The 14,677-nt window shown below is 70.2% G+C and carries 14 protein-coding genes; 3 read left to right on the top strand and 11 right to left on the bottom strand.

Features of this window, described 5'->3' with window-relative positions:
- Positions 1-20: 20 nt before the first annotated feature.
- From AB0878_RS09280 to AB0878_RS09245, 8 genes are all read right to left on the bottom strand, one after another.
- Positions 21-1,046 carry an NAD(P)-dependent alcohol dehydrogenase gene (locus AB0878_RS09280; RefSeq protein WP_366578095.1) on the bottom strand — a complete coding sequence of 342 codons (1,026 nt, stop codon included), beginning with the start codon at positions 1,044-1,046 and terminating at the stop codon, positions 21-23.
- On the bottom strand, positions 1,043-1,792 hold the full coding sequence (locus tag AB0878_RS09275; RefSeq protein ID WP_366578093.1) for an iron-sulfur cluster assembly protein: 750 nt from the start codon (positions 1,790-1,792) through the stop codon (positions 1,043-1,045). The genes AB0878_RS09280 and AB0878_RS09275 overlap by 4 nt, the downstream gene beginning before the upstream one ends.
- The gene (locus AB0878_RS09270) at positions 1,789-2,826 is read right to left on the bottom strand and encodes an amidohydrolase family protein (RefSeq protein ID WP_366578091.1); all 1,038 of its coding nucleotides are present in this window, start codon (positions 2,824-2,826) and stop codon (positions 1,789-1,791) included. Before AB0878_RS09270 ends, AB0878_RS09275 begins: the two co-directional genes overlap by 4 nt.
- A 58-nt stretch (positions 2,827-2,884) precedes the next feature.
- Positions 2,885-3,256 (bottom strand): propane 2-monooxygenase effector subunit MimD, encoded by a 372-nt coding sequence (mimD, locus tag AB0878_RS09265; protein ID WP_366578090.1) that lies wholly within the window; start codon positions 3,254-3,256, stop codon positions 2,885-2,887.
- Positions 3,253-4,422, bottom strand: coding sequence for a toluene hydroxylase (locus AB0878_RS09260; RefSeq protein WP_366578089.1), 1,170 nt, complete (start codon positions 4,420-4,422; stop codon positions 3,253-3,255). Before AB0878_RS09260 ends, mimD begins: the two co-directional genes overlap by 4 nt.
- A 60-nt stretch (positions 4,423-4,482) precedes the next feature.
- Positions 4,483-5,532: a 2Fe-2S iron-sulfur cluster binding domain-containing protein gene (locus AB0878_RS09255; protein ID WP_366578088.1), complete on the bottom strand. Its 1,050-nt coding sequence runs from the start codon at positions 5,530-5,532 to the stop codon at positions 4,483-4,485.
- A gap of 115 nt (positions 5,533-5,647) precedes the next feature.
- A complete protein-coding gene (locus AB0878_RS09250) occupies positions 5,648-7,300 on the bottom strand; it encodes a methane monooxygenase (protein ID WP_366578086.1) in 1,653 nt (550 codons plus the stop codon).
- A gap of 166 nt (positions 7,301-7,466) precedes the next feature.
- Positions 7,467-7,706 carry a hypothetical protein gene (locus AB0878_RS09245; RefSeq protein WP_366578084.1) on the bottom strand — a complete coding sequence of 80 codons (240 nt, stop codon included), beginning with the start codon at positions 7,704-7,706 and terminating at the stop codon, positions 7,467-7,469.
- Positions 7,707-7,866: 160 nt separating this feature from the next.
- Here AB0878_RS09245 and AB0878_RS09240 point away from each other — a divergent pair, with 160 nt between their 5' ends.
- Both AB0878_RS09240 and AB0878_RS09235 read left to right on the top strand, forming a co-directional pair.
- A complete protein-coding gene (locus AB0878_RS09240; RefSeq protein WP_366578082.1) occupies positions 7,867-9,702 on the top strand; it encodes a helix-turn-helix domain-containing protein in 1,836 nt (611 codons plus the stop codon).
- Positions 9,703-9,790: 88 nt separating this feature from the next.
- The gene (locus AB0878_RS09235; RefSeq protein WP_366578080.1) at positions 9,791-10,594 is read left to right on the top strand and encodes a lipase; all 804 of its coding nucleotides are present in this window, start codon (positions 9,791-9,793) and stop codon (positions 10,592-10,594) included.
- Here AB0878_RS09235 and AB0878_RS09230 read toward each other — a convergent pair.
- The 3 genes from AB0878_RS09230 to AB0878_RS09220 are packed head-to-tail and all read right to left on the bottom strand — an operon-like array spanning position 10,584 to position 13,449.
- Positions 10,584-11,417: an ABC transporter permease gene (locus AB0878_RS09230; protein WP_366578078.1), complete on the bottom strand. Its 834-nt coding sequence runs from the start codon at positions 11,415-11,417 to the stop codon at positions 10,584-10,586. The two genes, AB0878_RS09235 and AB0878_RS09230, sit on opposite strands and share 11 nt — an antisense overlap.
- Positions 11,414-12,325 carry an ABC transporter ATP-binding protein gene (locus tag AB0878_RS09225; RefSeq protein ID WP_366578076.1) on the bottom strand — a complete coding sequence of 304 codons (912 nt, stop codon included), beginning with the start codon at positions 12,323-12,325 and terminating at the stop codon, positions 11,414-11,416. The genes AB0878_RS09230 and AB0878_RS09225 overlap by 4 nt, the downstream gene beginning before the upstream one ends.
- Positions 12,322-13,449: a hypothetical protein gene (locus tag AB0878_RS09220; protein ID WP_366578074.1), complete on the bottom strand. Its 1,128-nt coding sequence runs from the start codon at positions 13,447-13,449 to the stop codon at positions 12,322-12,324. Before AB0878_RS09220 ends, AB0878_RS09225 begins: the two co-directional genes overlap by 4 nt.
- 87 nt (positions 13,450-13,536) lie before the next feature.
- Here AB0878_RS09220 and AB0878_RS09215 point away from each other — a divergent pair, with 87 nt between their 5' ends.
- Positions 13,537-14,670 (top strand): nucleotide pyrophosphatase/phosphodiesterase family protein, encoded by a 1,134-nt coding sequence (locus tag AB0878_RS09215; RefSeq protein WP_366578072.1) that lies wholly within the window; start codon positions 13,537-13,539, stop codon positions 14,668-14,670.
- Positions 14,671-14,677 lie beyond the last annotated feature (7 nt).

Raw genomic sequence — 14,677 nt, 5'->3', positions numbered from 1 at the left:
GTGTGATGGGGCTGGATCGGCTAGGGGACGAGAATGGCGCGGCCCCGCACGCGGCCGGCGTCGAGATCGGCCAGCGCGTCGAGTGCCGCGTCGAGCGGGTACTGCCTGGTGTGCAAGGTGACCTTGCCCGCCTGCGCGAGCACCATCAGCTCCACGAGGTCGTTGTAGGTGCCCACCAGGTTGCCCACGATGTTGCGTTCCGTGGAGATGATGTCGATGGTCGGGATGTCGATGTTGCCGCCGTAGCCGATCACGAAGTGCGAGCCGGCCCGGCGCGTCATGGCGAACGCGTCCTGCTGCGCGCCCTGCTCGGCGACGAAGTCGAGCACCACCTCGGCGCCGTGGCCGCCGGTGAGGTCCAGGACCGCGTCGACGTGGCTGCCGTCGGCGACCACGGTGTGGTCGGCCCCGAGGTCGGCGGCCAGCTTCAGGGCGTCGACGTTGCGGTCCACGACCACCACGGTCGTCGCGGTCAGCGCCCGCAGCGACTGGATGCCGATGTGCCCGAGCCCGCCGGCGCCGTTGACGACGCACACCGTGCCCGGGGGCAGCAGCGGCACCGCCTTGCGCACGGCGTGGTAGGCGGTGATGCCGGCGTCGGCCAGCGCCGCGACGTCCTCGGGCCGGGTGTCCGCGTCGAGCTTGATGCACGCGCGGGCGGAGGTGAGCAGGTACTCGGCCATCCCGCCGTCGGTGTCGATGCCGGGGAAGGCGTTGTTCTCGCAGTGCATGTCGTTGCCGGCGCGGCAGGCGTGGCACAGCCCGCAGGTCGGCGTCGGGTGCAGGATCACGGTGTCGCCGACGGCCACGTTGGTGACCGCGGAGCCGATCTCGTGCACCCAGCCCGCGTTCTCGTGCCCGATCGTGTAAGGCAGCGCGACGCCCGATTTCGCGGCCCACTGCTCCTCGATGATGTGCAGGTCCGTGCGGCACACGCCGGCCCCGCCGATCTTCACCACCACGTCGAGCGGACCGGAGACCTTCGGCTCCGGCACGTCTTCGATCACGGGCTGCTGGTGGTACGCGTGCAACCGGACCGCCTTCATGGCGTCTCCTCCGTATCGGGGTTGTCGGTGGCCTCCGGGTAACGGGCGCGCAGCATCCCGCGGCACACCCCCGAGTTGGCGTCCTGGCTCACGCGCGTGAGCCGCGCGACGCCGAGGTGCCGGTTCAGCTCGTCGGCCGTCACCGCCCGCCCGGTGCCCGGGTCGAGCACCAGCGGGTCGGCGTCGCCGCCGGGCAGACCCAGCTCACGGCGGCGCTCCCGCAGCCGCTCGCGGTCCGGCGTCGGCGGCGCGTCGGCGAGCGTCAGGTCGGCCAGGCGTTCGCGGGCCACGCCGCCGGACACCATCGACCGGCACACGCGGTCGGTGCCGGCGAGCACGGCCTTGCGCAGGAAGTCGGCGCGCAGGCCGTCGAGCTCGTCGGCCGCCTCGTCGCCGAAGGAGCCGACGAAACCGGCCCGCGCCGCCACCCCCTTGTTGATCACGTCGGCGGCGAAGTGGTCCTTCAGGCGCACCACGGCCCGGCTGACGCCCGGCACCGCCGACACGGCGTCGTAGGAGTCGGCCACCATCAGGAACGCGAAGTTCGGCGCGCAGAAATACGTCGGCAGGCACAGCTCGACGACCGCCTCCCCACCCGGGTCCACCGTGGAGCTCGCCACGAAACCCAGGTCGGTCAACGGCCGGTCCAGCTCGGGATCGCGCACGGTCCCCAGCGCCGACCAGACCGCCGCGGTGATCGCGGCGGTCTGGTCGGTGCGCGCGCCGGCGGTTCCGGCTGCCGTCACGGCGACGGAACCCCGACCGCCTCGACGGTCTCGGGATCCTTGAGCCCGAGACCTTCGGGCACGTCGAGCCCGTACAGGCGGGCCGCGTTGAGACCGAGGATCTTCTTCTTGGTCTCGACCGTGAGCTTCCCGTAGTCGGAGAACTCCTCACCGTCGGGCATCTGCCAGTCGACGAAGCCCTCCACCTGCCACTTCGGCTCCCAGATGGCGTAGTCGGCGCCGAAGAGCATCTTGTCCTCACCGACCCAGAACAGCAGCTCTCCCATCACCTTCGCGAAGAACCGCGGCCGCGCGTGCATGAGCCCGCCGATGACCACCGACAGGCCGGCATAGACGTTGGGCTCCTGCGTGGCCATGAAGCAGAAGTCCTCGATCCGCGGCAGCCCCACGTGCTCGACGATGAAGTTGAGCTCCGGGAAGTTCGTGGCGGCGTAGTCCACGTCCTTCACGTCGAACGCGTCCTTGTCCAGGGGCCAGATCGTCGGTCCCTTGTGGACGTGGATGTTCTTCACGCCGAGCTCCTGGCACTTCTCCAGGTAGCGCGAGGCCTCCGGGTCCCGCAGGCTCCAGCCGCGCGAGTCGCCGTACCACTCGGCGGTGTAGAGCTTCGCACCCTTGCAGCCCCAGCGCTTCACGCGCTCTTCCAGGCCTTTCAGACCCGGGTCGCCGTCCCGGGGGTCCCAGTTCGTGTTGACCACGAACCGGCCCGGGTACTTCTCCGCCAGCGCCCCGTTGGCCTCAGTGGTGTTGAACCCTTCGCGGTACCACTGCCGCAGGCTCGTGGGCTGGAAGATGGCGACGTCGACGTGGCCGGCGTCGAACAGGTCGTACATCATCGTTTCTTCGTCGTACTTCTGGAACTTCTCGATCGGCCAGTGGGTCTCTTTCGGGCCGAGGCTCTGGTACGCGTGGAAGCACTCGATCCAGCCCTTGGCGTACTCCTCCTGACCCGGAACCCAGTTGGCGGGACTGGCATCCCAGAAGTGGGTGTGCCCGTCGACCACGAAGTACTTTTCGCCGTCCTTTTCGTACACGGTGCTCCTCCCGGACTGAATCGAGTGCTTCTGCCGAGTTGTGCTTCTCCGATCTCGGCTACTTGCGCGCCACGAGGTCGAAGTCGAGGTATTCGGCCGCGTCCTCGGGGTTGGCGAACATGATGGTGCGGTCGTCGAGGTGGACCATGCGCCCGTAGTGGGTGGACATGCTCTCCTCGAACTCCGCGGAGTCGAACCAGCCCTCCTCCTCGCCCGCGGCCTCGTCCACGTCGGCGAAGACGAGGTCCATGCGGCCCACGGCGTCCACGCGGATCATCGAGGGCAGGGGCGTCACGGTGACGTTGTCGAGCTTGCCCACGACCTCGGCGATGATGGCGCCGACCTGGTTGTTCATCAGGGTGAAGCCGCACATGTTCGACGCGGTGTTGTCGGACTTGAACGGGCTTTCCGCGGTTTTGAAGACAGTCACTGGCTCAGCTCCTTCGGTGCCTGCAGACCCAGGTCGGACAGGATGCCGCCGAAGCGGCTCTTGGCGCGGTCGAGGCTGTCTTCGAACCGCATGGGCTTGGCGTCGGGCTGCGACCACAGCGGCTGCATCGTGCGTGCGGCCGAAAGGCACTTGGGCACCCACGCCGAGAGCCACTTGTCGATCAGCGCGCGGTTGTGGTCGGCGAACTCGCTGTCGTTGACCAGCAGCTCGAACATCGCCTTCGTGTAGCGCAGGTCGCGCTCGGAGAAGTCGAACTCCTCCGCGCCGATCAGCGTCGGGGTCACGAAGTCGCCGTTGGCCGGCGCCGCCTGCTGCACGAGCCGGCTGCGGAACAGCTCTCCCACGAGGGGCTCGAACACGATGTTCGCGGCGAAGATCGCCTCACACCAGTCCCAGATCTCCGTGAGCGCCTCGGCGGTGTCCCGCACACCCTGCCACGCGGGGTCCTCGTTCCACGTCGCGAGGTGCGCGGTGCCGTCGAAGCCCTCGATCTCCTCGGACAGAGTGAGGTTGTACAGCGCGAGGTCCTGCGCCGCGCGGATGCGGTGCATGCTGTTCACGGAGATCGCGTTGTTGTGCATGTTGGTGGGAGCGCGCCGGTTGGCGTTGGCGAACAGGTAGAGCCCGAGGCCGTGGTCCACGTGCATCCACGCGCCGATGTGCTGTGACACGAAGCTGACCCAGTTGGGGTTCCACTGCTCGAACGCCTTCGACTGCCGCGCTGCGTCGATGTTCTGGTTGAGCTGGCGCACCACGTTGGCGTTGTAGCGGTAGAGCGTGAGCTCCCACTCCTCGTTGGGGTCGCGGAACTCGTGCCAGCCGTGCGCCGGCCACGGGTAGCCCTGGCCGCCGGAGCCGGGGCTGCGCACGGGCACGGGCCGGTCGGAACCCCAGGCCTTGAGCGCGGTCCACTCGAGCGGGTAACCGCCCTTGCCATCGGCGAAGCCGTACAGCCAGCCCTGGCTCAAGTAGTGCCGCGGGTCGGGCTGCACCTCGACGGTGACGTCCTCGTAGTGGCTCTGCTTGCGCTTTTTCGGGGTGTAGTAGTTGAATCGCCTCGCCTCGGAGTCCGGGAACTCCTTGGCGCCCGCCTCGGCATCGGTGAAGACGGGCTTGGGAACGCTGCGTTCAGCCGTCGTTGTCATGGGTTTCATTCCTTCGCGTCGGGCACTGGCCTCGTCGTTGCGTCGGTTTCCCAGCCGGACTCACGTCTCGTCCGCATCGCCGGTCGTGGTGAACTTGTCGTAGAAGATCCGCTTCTCCGGCACGCCGAGCGCCGGCAGCAGTTCCAGGGCCGCCTCCACCATGGGCGGCGGCCCGCACACGTAGACGTCGGTGCGGCCCAGGTCGGTCTCGAGCCGCCGCACCACGTCGGTGATCAGGCCGGTCTCGCCGTCCCAGTCCTCACCCGGCTCGGGTTCGGACAGCGCAGGCACGAACCGGAAACCCGGGATCTTGTCCTCGAGAGCCGTCAGCTCGCTCTCGAAACACAGGTCCCTCTTGCGACGGGCGCCGTAGTAGTAGGTCGCCTTCCGCTCGATGCCGCGCTCGGCCATGGACCGCAGCAGCGAGAGGATGGGCGCCATGCCGGCGCCGCCACCGAGGAACACCAGATCCCGCTCGGGCGCGTCCCGCAGGGTGAAGACCCCGAACGGGCCCGACACGTCGAGCCGGTCCCCGACCGACACCGCGGTGTCCAGGAAGTGCGAGAACAACCCGTCCGGGTAGATCCTGATCACGAACTCCAGCAGGCCGGAGTCCCGGCCGGGGGTGTTCGCCATCGAGAACGACCGGGTGGCCTCGTGTCCTGGGACCACGAAGTCGACGTACTGGCCGGGGAAGAACTTGAACGACTCGGCGTCGATGAGCCGGACCACGAGCCGACGCAGGTCGTGCGTGACCTCCTCGAGGGAAACCACCTCCGCGACCGCCTCCTGGATCGGCAGTCCGGAGTGGATCATCTCCTCGTCGTAGTTGAGCAGTTCGATCGTCAGGTCCTCGTACGCGTGCGCCCGGCACAGCAGCGTGAAGCCCTCCTCCTTTTCGAAGTCGGGCAACGCGAACGTGGAGTACCGGTCGTGGTCGACGTCGTCGCCGTCGAGGATGAACGACTTACAGGAGGCGCACTGCCCCTCCTTGCACCCGTGCATGAGCATGACGCCCTGCTCGGCAGCCGCTCGCAGGATGTTGTGGTCCTCGTCGACCTCGATCTCGATGCCGACCGGTTCGAAGCGGACGTGGTGCTTGTTTCCCATCGCTTCCCTGCCTGAACGCCGGAGTTCGCACACATCCCGGGTCGCCACCGTCGGCGATCGGGTGCCACCGCGAGAGCGGCACCCGATCGCCGGCGGAGACCGGTTGTCCGTCCGATCAGGACGCTGCCCTTGCGGGCCGTCCTGCCGGACCCTGGCGGTTGTAGTCGTCCTGGAACGCGGCCCGCTGCTCGGCGTTCATCTCGTTGAGCAGCACGTTCGGGCTCTGCAGCGGCGGGCACCGGCGCAGGTGGTCCAGCGTCCACATCTTCTTCGGGTCCAGGTCGAGGTGCGGCTGGGCGACCAGGGTCTTGCCGTCGTCGCGGACGTAGCCCATGTCGGACACCACATCGGCCCAGTTCCAGCCGTGGTAGAGCGTCTCCCACTCGCGGGAACCGATGAGCTGGCCCATGTTCGGGGTCTCGCGGCCCTGGTACGTGGGCCGGAACGCCTCGACGTCGGTCCACCGGCAGGCTTCGTGGCAGTACGTCCGCCACTGCCCGTCGACCTCCGCCATGACCATGTCCTCACGCACGAGGCACGGGACCATGCAGGTCCAGCACCGGTGCGGGTAGACGTAGTCGACGTCTTCCAGCGCGATCGGGTTGTGCCCGTTCGGCACGGACAGGCGGCTGTAGTTCTCCCACCACTTGCCGTACTTGTCGTACCAGCCCGGGTACTTGTACTCGAACCACTCGAAGTCCTCGTCCGTCATCGGGTCGATGCGCCAGTAGTTGGCGAGCCACCCGGTGGCGAAGAACTGCGCGACTTCGTGCACGTAGCCCTTGTCCCAGATCTGCTTCCACGCTTCTTCGATCAAGTCGTGCGGAATGACCAGACCGTACTTCTCGAGCGGGACGAGATAGCTGCGGTAGTAGTCGTCGTAGATCCACCGGCGCCACATCTCCGCGTAGCTTTCCCGGTCCTTGCGGCGGTCCTTCGTGCCGTACTCGATGAAGGTGCCGATGGCCGCGTCGACCACCCGGTGGTTGTTCCACCACGCGTAACGCAGGTCGCGTTCGAGCAACTGGTGGTTGCTTTCGTCGGAAAGTGCCATCAACAGCGTGGCGTAACCGTTGCTGATGTGGCGCGACTCGTCGGACTGCACCGAGTGGAACACCGTCGGCAGCAGGTAGTCGCCATTGGCCGCGGCCTCGGCGGGCATGGCGACGAACAGCGTGTTCGTGAACGCCGTCTCGGCCACGATCGTGAGGTAGATGCTCGCCGCGGTGATGGCGTCACCGGTGATGAAGCCCTCGGCGAACTGCCGGCCGATCGTGCCGCAGTAGTCGTTCTGGAAGTTGCGCAGGCTCGAGTTGAAACCCGCCGGGTCGATGTAGTTGTTCATGTACAGGCGCTTCAGGTTCTGCTGGATCGTCGAGTGGCGTACCTCGTCGATCATCTGGATCGCCTGGCCGTTGTGCAGTTCCGGGTTCGGCACCGTGCGGAACAGCAGTGGCATGGCCCGCGCCGCGGAGATCTCCGGCAACGGGATGATGGACAGGAACAGCTTCTGCCACTCCAGCCACCGTTCCTGGACCTGCCGGAACATGTTGCCTCGGATGGCGCCGTCCTCGGCCCCGTAAACGCGGTGATCCTTTTCCTCTTGCATCGGGAAGTAGGAACGGAGCACCTGCTTGAGCGGGTCCTTCTTCTTGGCCTTGTGGAACGTGTAATCGGTTCCGTAGTGCGACACCGGCTGGTGGTACACCGGTTCCCACGACAGCTCCTGGATCTTCTGGTGGGCTTTCGCCACGCTCTGGCGGCTCATGGTCTCTCCTTACCCGTCGCGCCACGACGGCTGCTGGCTCGCCCTGCCCGTACCTCGGTACCCGGTTCACCCGGTGCGGACCGGGGCGTCAAGTCCTGCGAACACGATTAAGGGGGCGGCCCGCGGAACCGCGAGTCTCAATACGAGACAAGCCGCGGAGATTTTTTCAGCCGTCCTCCATCATCGCGGCCCGCAGCTGGGCCAGCTGCGACTCCTTCTCGTGCTGGATGCGTACGTCTCCTTCCGCCGTAGGGGTGATCCCGAGCGCACGCAGCAGTTCCGCGGCCGGCTCGCCGGGCGGGCCGCCGGAGCCGAGCGTCGGGTGCAGCCCGATGTCCACGAGGTGGCGGAACACCAGGTCGACAACCGTCCAGGGGTTGTACGTCTCCTCGGTTTGTTCATCCATTCGGGTCCTCCTGCGCGCTGGTCCGGACTCCCCCATGAGAACCCCGCGCGCGCGAGGATCGCGTCTCAAGGTGAGACCCGCGCTGGACACGTGTCCTAAGCTGGGCACGACCCGGTACTGCGACACAACGACGTGGGCAGCGACAGGAGGTCGAGCCGTGGTGAAGAGTCCACCCGCCCGCCAGGTCGCACCGAACCCGGCCGCGATCCTGCCCGACGAGGACGGTCTGGCGAGGACCCGGATTCGCTTTCTGACATCGGAAACCATTGAGCCGGACCAAGTCCGCGAGGCGATCCTCGCCTCGTGGTGGCGGTCGCGGCACTTCCGCGTGCCCGCCGATCGCATCGACCTGCCCTACCTCGGCGAGGTCAACCTCGACACTCCCTTGATTCACAGCGCGAAACTCGTCATGCAACGCCTCGGCGACCAGCTGGACGGGCAGCCGATCAGCATGATCCTCGCCGACCCGACCGGCACGGTGCTGAGCCAGCGCACCGGCGACACCGATCTGCACCGCCACCTCGAACGGGTGGAACTGGTCCCCGGCTTCAGCTACGGCGAGAAGTTCGTGGGCACCAACGGCATCGGCACCGCGCTGGAGGACGACCAGCCGACGCACGTGTTCGGCCACGAGCACTACGCCGAGCACCTGGAGAACCTCGCGTGCGCGGGCGTTCCCATCCACCACCCGATCTCCGGGAAGATGATCGGCGCCGTCGACCTGACGTGCTGGCGCAAGGACGCGGGCGGGCTGCTGATCGCGCTCGCGCGCAGCACGGCCGAGCAGATCCAGCAAGCGCTGCTGACGCACAGCAACCTGCGCGAGCTGATCCTCTTCCAGTCCTACCTGCAGGCGTGCCGCCGCACGACCGGCATCGTGATGGCGTTCAACGACGACATCGTGATGATGAACGACAGCGCGCGCCAGCTGCTCAACTCCGCCGACCAGTCGATCCTGCTCGGGCACGCGGCGCAGGCGCTGTCGGAGTACCGGCGCAACACCGCGACCGTGACGCTCTCGGGCGGGGGCAAGGTCAAGATGCACTGCCGCCGCGTGCCGGGCCAGCACGAGGACGACGTCGTGGGCGGCGTGCTCTCGGTGAAGCTGATCGTCTCGGAGGCCGAGTCGAGCGGCGTGCCCGTGCCGATGCTGCCGATGTTCCTGCCGGGCCTGGTCGGTTCGGCGCCGTCGTGGCTGCGCTGCACGCACGACGTCGACGCCGGCTACAGCCGCGGCGAGTGGCTCGTGCTCGCGGGCGAGCCGGGCACCGGGAAGCTGAGCCTCGCCAAGGGCGTGCACCAGCGGCGCAACCCGACCGGCCGGCTGCACACGCTCGACGCGCGCGAGGCGGCGGAGGACGACTGGCTCTGCGACCTCCGGCGCGACCTGATCGACGATCCGGTCGACACGCTCGTGGTGCAGCACCTGGAGTCGCTGCGCGGCGAGCAGCTGAAGGCGTTCTCCGGGGTGCTCGAAGAAGTGCGTACCGCGTACGGCGCCAATGCGCCGTGGCTCGCGGTCACGCTGGCCCCGGAGGCCGAAACGACGCCGGACCTGGCCGAGTCGCTGGCGTTCTTCCCGCGGACGGTGACCGTGCCGCCGCTGCGCCGCCACATCGACGACCTGACCGAGCTCGTGCCGTTCTTCCTCGCGAAGCTCTCGCGCGGCAGCCGGCTCTCGTGCTCGCCGACGGCGCTGCACCTGCTGATGCGCGCCGACTGGCCGGACAACACCGCGCAGCTCTACCAGGTGCTCAAGAAGGTCGCGCAGCACCGGCGGCTCGGGGCGATCCAGCCGAGCGACCTGCCGGCCGAGTACCAGGCCATCGCGAAACGGCCGCTGAAGGGGCTCGAGTCGATCGAGCGCGACGCGATCGTGCGCAGCCTCGAGGAGGCCCACGGCAACAAACCGCGCGCGGCGCAGCTGCTCGGCATCTCGCGCGCGACGATCTACCGCAAGATCCACGAGTACGGCATCGTCACGCCCGACCACTGAGTGGGTGAAACGCTGAGTGGTTGAAACGCTGAGCGCTCGGAACGCTCAGCTCACGGAGGTCCCGCACGCCCGGGATCATCATGGAGCCATGAGGTGGCCGGGTGTGCGAGCGCTGAGCCCGCGGCGTCGGCTGCTCGTCGCTGCCGTGGCGCTCTTCGTGGTGGCCGCCGGCGTGGTCACGGCGGTGTCCGTCGGCGGCGGCTCCGGCGTACCTCGTGCCGGGAGCCCCGCGCAGGACACGCCCGGGCCGGTGCTGCTGGTGCCCGGCTACGGCGGGGGCCGGGACTCGCTCGAACAGCTGGCCGGCCGCATCCACCAGGCCACCGGCCGGGACACCGAGGTGCTCACCCTCGCCGGCGACGGCACCGGCGATCTCCTGCAGCAGGTGGACGTGCTGACGCAGGCCGTCGAACGCGCGTACGCCGGCGGAGCCCCGTCGGTGGACGTGGTCGGCTACTCGGCGGGCGGGGTCGTCGCGCGGCTGTGGGTCGCGCGCGAAGGCGGCGAGCACCAGGCGCGCCGCGTGATCACGCTCGGCGCGCCGATGCACGGCACCACGCTCGCCACCGCCGGCGGCGTGCTCGCGCCGAGTGCGTGTCCCACGGCCTGCCGCCAGCTCACGCCCGGCAGCGCCCTGCTGCGGCAGCTGCCGCCGATCCCGCCGGGCCTGCCGTGGCTTTCGGTGTGGACGCGGCTCGACCGGACCGTGACGCCGCCGGAGTCGGCGCGGCTCGACGGCGCGGTGAACGTGGCACTGCAGCAGGTGTGCCCCGCCGACACCGCCGCGCACGGCGACCTGCCGACGGACCCGGCCGTGACCGGTCTCGTGCTGAACGCGATCGGCACGGCGCCGTTGTCGGTGCCGGCCTCGTGCGCGGCGCTCAGCTCGTGACGTCCTTGGTCGCGAAGTTCGCCCACGCGGCGCCGAAGAACACCACGATGTAGCCGGCCTGCAGCAGCAGCCCGCGGTCGATGTTGTGCCACAGCACGGGATCGCGGAAGAAGTCGAGCCACGACAGCCAGTAGTGCGTGGGCAGGTACGGCTTCACCGGCGCGGCCGCGTCGAGCGTCTCCAGGACCGAGCTCGTGATGAGCACGGCCAGCCCGCCGAGCGCGGCCCCGAGCGCGGAGTCCGCCAGCGTCGACAGGAACATCGTGATCGCCGCGAACCCGAGCATAGACAACACGATGTAGGCCACGGCCCCCAGCAACCGCAACGCGAGCGACGACGAGCTCAGCGACGTGCCCGACAACGTCACGACCTGGGCCGCCTGGCCGCCCGCCCCGACCTCGCCGCCCGTGCCGAACAACAGGATCCCGATCACCAGCGACGTGAGGACCACGATCGCGATCGCCGCCGTCACGTACACCGCGAGCGCCACGAGCTTGGCCGTCAGCAGCCGCGTCCGCCCGGCCGGGCGCGCCAGCAGGTACCGCAGCGTGCCGCCCGAGGCCTCCCCCGCCACCGAGTCCCCGGCCACGACCGCCACCGCGATCGGCAGGAACAGTGGCAGCACCAGCGCGAGCGCGGCCGCCGGGTACAGCGACCCGTCGCTCACCACCGCCGACAGGAACGCCCCGCCCTGCCCCGGCGGCGGCGCGAAGTCCGCGGTCGCCAGGAACACCGCCACGATCGCCGGCAGCAGGCACAACAGCAGCACGCTCACCCACACGCGCGGGCGCAACGCGAGCTTGCGCAGTTCGACTCCGATCACCGCGTGCCTCCGAAGCGGTCCGAGCCGTGGCTCGTCACGTCGAGGACGACCTGTTCCAAGGTGCGGTGCTCCTCCCGCAGGTCGCTCACCCGGACGCCCGCGCTCACGAGACGGGTGTTGAGCTCCGCGGCGTCGGCGTAGCGGACGACGAGGTGTTCGCCGTCGCGGTGTTCGAGGTGTCCGTCGAGCACGGCGGCGGCCGCGGCGGGGTCGGGCGTACGGAGCAGGACGCGCCCGGTGGCGCCGCGCAGAGCGGCGACCTCGCCGTCGAGCACCAGGCGGCCGTGGTCGACGATGCCGACGCGGGTGCACAGCTGCTCGATCTCGGTGAGCAGGTGGCTGGACAGGAAAACCGTGGTGCCATTGCGGTTGAGCTCCAGCAGCAGCTCCCGGATCTCCTTGATGCCCTGGGGGTCGAGACCGTTGGTGGGCTCGTCGAGCACCAGCAGCCGCGGGCCGTCGAGCAGGGCGCCGGCCAGCCCGAGGCGCTGGCGCATGCCCAGCGAGTACGCCTTGACCGGCCGCCGGTCGACGCCGGCGAGACCCACGCGTTCCAACGCCTCCTCGATGCGCCGCCGGCGGGTGCGCCGGCCGCGGTGTCGGCCGGCGGCGTCGAGCAGCGCCAGGTTGCGCCGGCCCGAAAGGTGCGGGTAGGCGGCGGGGCCCTCGACGAGCGCGCCGACGTCGGGCAGCACGTCGGCGAGCCGTTTCGGCACCGGCTGCCCCAGCACCTCGATCTCGCCGCTCGTGGCGTAGACGAGCCCGAGCAGCATCCGCACGAGCGTGGTCTTGCCGGACCCGTTCGGGCCGAGGAAGCCGTAGCGGTCGCCTTCGCGGACCTCCAGGTCGACGGCGTCGACGGCCACGGTCCGGCCGTACCGCTTGGTCAGCCCGCGCGTGACGATCATCGGCCGCTCCGGCGCAGCGTGGCCAGGTCGGCCGCGGCCGCGGCCAGCACCGACGGGGTGACCAGACCGGCGAGCAGGTATCCGCGCCGCGAGCTCGGCGGGCGCACGATCGCGAGCGACAACGGCGTGACCGCGAGCTGCACGGCCGAGCCCTGCGGCAGCGTGATGGCGGTTCCGCCCGCCTTGGCGGCGGCGTCCGCCGCGCCGTCGGCGACCGCGCGCGGCACGGCGACCACGGCGAACGTCGCGAGGCCCGAACCGTAGAGCGCGGCGCCCTGCACGCCGCCGAAGTTCGCGGCGCGCACCGGCCGGCCGCCGAGCGTCGGCGGCAGCCGGACGCGGCCCAGCGCGCCCAGCGCGTTCGACAGGTCCGGCGCATTGGTGGCCGTGAAGCCACTGCCCGGCGCGGGCACCGGCGTGGTGACGACGGGGGCGGTCTGCTCGACGTCCTCGAACTCCGCGGTGAGCATCGGCGCCTGCTGGCCCCGCGCGGTCACCTCGACGCGCAGCGGCAGCCCGGTCCCCGGATCGGCCCACACGTCGACGCCGCCGATCGTCGTCTGCGGGTCGGCGGGCACCAGGCGGAAGCCGGCGGCCGGCACACCCGCGACGTTGCGCGGCGGCAGCGCGCTCACCGGGTCCATGGGCGCGGACCGCAGTGCCCACCGCGCCAGCTCGGGGGGCAGCAGGTCACCCGCGCGCGGCAGCCGCACAGCCGGGTCGCCCGTCAGCTTCGTCAGCATGTTCGCCCCGTAGTCCCAGGTGTATTCGCCTTCGGGCAGGTGGTAGACGTCGTGCTCCCCCGTCGTGGTCAGCACCGCCACGCGGTAGCGGTCGGGCGCGGCGTACCAGGCGCGCGTGGTCGTGGTGGTGGAGAACAGGGCCGACACGTCGGCGAGGTCCGGCAGCTCGGGGATCGCCAGCGAGCCCCGGCTCTGTGCGAGGCCCTGGTACGGCTTTCCGGCCGAACCCAGCACGAGGTCACGCAGGTGCCCGGCGCCGGTGGCCGGCCCGGCGGGCCGCAGCGCGGCGACGAGCGACGGCAGCGCCACCAGCGCGACCGCCACGACGGCGACCACCGCCCAGCGACGACCGCGCTCACGTCGCACGACGGACACCGGCATCACCTCTGGTCCCTTTGTACGCCACGAAACCGCGTGACCCCCGTTTCCGAATCCTTACGCCGGCCCCGTCGCCTTAGGGTGAGGCCCATGGAAGATCTCGCGCAGCGGTACGCGGCGGGCACCCTCGCCGACGTCGTCCCCTCGGCGCTCGCCGGGCTCGGCGTCGCCTGCGAACGGAACGCGCTCGACCTGCCCGCCGCCGACCGCGTGTGCGTGCTGCTCGTCGACGGCCTCGGCTGGACCTCACTCCAGGCGCACGCCGACGCCGCGCCTTTTCTGGCGCGGCTGTCGGCACGCCCGCTGACGGCCGGCTTCCCCAGCACGACCGCGACCAGCGTGGCGTCGCTCGGCACCGGCCTGACGCCGGGCGAGCACGGCGTGGTCGGCTATGCCTTCGAGGCCGGACGGGACGTGCTCAACGTCCTCGGCTGGCGCCGCCACACCGGCGGCAAGCCGATCGACCTGCGCGAGCGGGTCGTGCCGGAGGAGCTTCAGCCGCGCCCGACCGCGTTCGAACGCGCGGCGGCGGCGGGCGTCGCCGTGCGCGTGGTCGGGCCGCGCGACCAGCGCGACAGCGGACTCACGCGAGCCGCGTTGCGGGGCGGGGAGTTCCAGGGCGTGCACGCGCTCGGCGATCTCACGGCGGCCGTCGCCGACGCGCTGGAACGGCCGCGGAGTCTCTGCTACGCCTACCACGCCGACCTCGACCTGCTCGGCCACGTGCACGGCCCCGGCAGCACGCCGTGGCTCTACCAGCTGTCCTACGTCGACCGCCTCGCCGAGACGATCGCCGGCAGCCTGCCCAGCGGCTCGGCACTGATCGTGACGGCCGACCACGGCATGGTCACCGTCGGCGAGCGCGTCGACTACGACGCCGAACCCGTGTTGCAGGCCGGTGTCCGCACCGTCGGCGGCGAAGCCCGCGCGCGCCACGTCTACACGGTCGAGGGCGCGGCACCCGACGTGCGCGCCGCGTGGCGCGAAACCCTCGGCGAGAAGGCCTGGGTACTCGGCCGCGAAGACGCCGTCGCGGCCGGCTGGTTCGGCCCGCGCGTCGCCGACGCCGTGCTCCCCCGCATCGGCGACGTCGTCGTCGCGGCCCGCGGGAGGACGGCCGTCGTCCGCACTGCGGCCGAACCGCGGCTGAGCCGCATGACGGGCCAGCACGGCTCGGTGACCGACGAAGAACTGTTGGTACCGCTGGCGATCGCCCGCGCCTGACCGTCCG

The sequence above is a fragment of the Amycolatopsis sp. NPDC047767 genome (assembly GCF_040704195.1).
Classification (GTDB): Bacteria; Actinomycetota; Actinomycetes; order Mycobacteriales; family Pseudonocardiaceae; genus Amycolatopsis.
The sequence above is the reverse complement of the archived record's forward strand: the minus strand, read 5'-3'. Positions and strand labels throughout refer to the sequence as shown.

What these genes read in the sequence shown, in the direction of transcription:
- AB0878_RS09260 (WP_366578089.1), bottom strand. Translation starts at nt 4,422, where the DNA reads ATGACAACGACGGCTGAACGCAGCGTTCCCAAGCCCGTCTTCACCGAT.
- AB0878_RS09250 (WP_366578086.1), bottom strand. Translation starts at nt 7,300, where the DNA reads ATGAGCCGCCAGAGCGTGGCGAAAGCCCACCAGAAGATCCAGGAGCTG.
- AB0878_RS09245 (WP_366578084.1), bottom strand. Translation starts at nt 7,706, where the DNA reads ATGGATGAACAAACCGAGGAGACGTACAACCCCTGGACGGTTGTCGAC.
- AB0878_RS09255 (WP_366578088.1), bottom strand. Translation starts at nt 5,532, where the DNA reads ATGGGAAACAAGCACCACGTCCGCTTCGAACCGGTCGGCATCGAGATC.
- AB0878_RS09235 (WP_366578080.1), top strand. Translation starts at nt 9,791, where the DNA reads ATGAGGTGGCCGGGTGTGCGAGCGCTGAGCCCGCGGCGTCGGCTGCTC.
- AB0878_RS09215 (WP_366578072.1), top strand. Translation starts at nt 13,537, where the DNA reads ATGGAAGATCTCGCGCAGCGGTACGCGGCGGGCACCCTCGCCGACGTC.
- AB0878_RS09220 (WP_366578074.1), bottom strand. Translation starts at nt 13,449, where the DNA reads ATGCCGGTGTCCGTCGTGCGACGTGAGCGCGGTCGTCGCTGGGCGGTG.
- AB0878_RS09225 (WP_366578076.1), bottom strand. Translation starts at nt 12,325, where the DNA reads ATGATCGTCACGCGCGGGCTGACCAAGCGGTACGGCCGGACCGTGGCC.
- AB0878_RS09280 (WP_366578095.1), bottom strand. Translation starts at nt 1,046, where the DNA reads ATGAAGGCGGTCCGGTTGCACGCGTACCACCAGCAGCCCGTGATCGAA.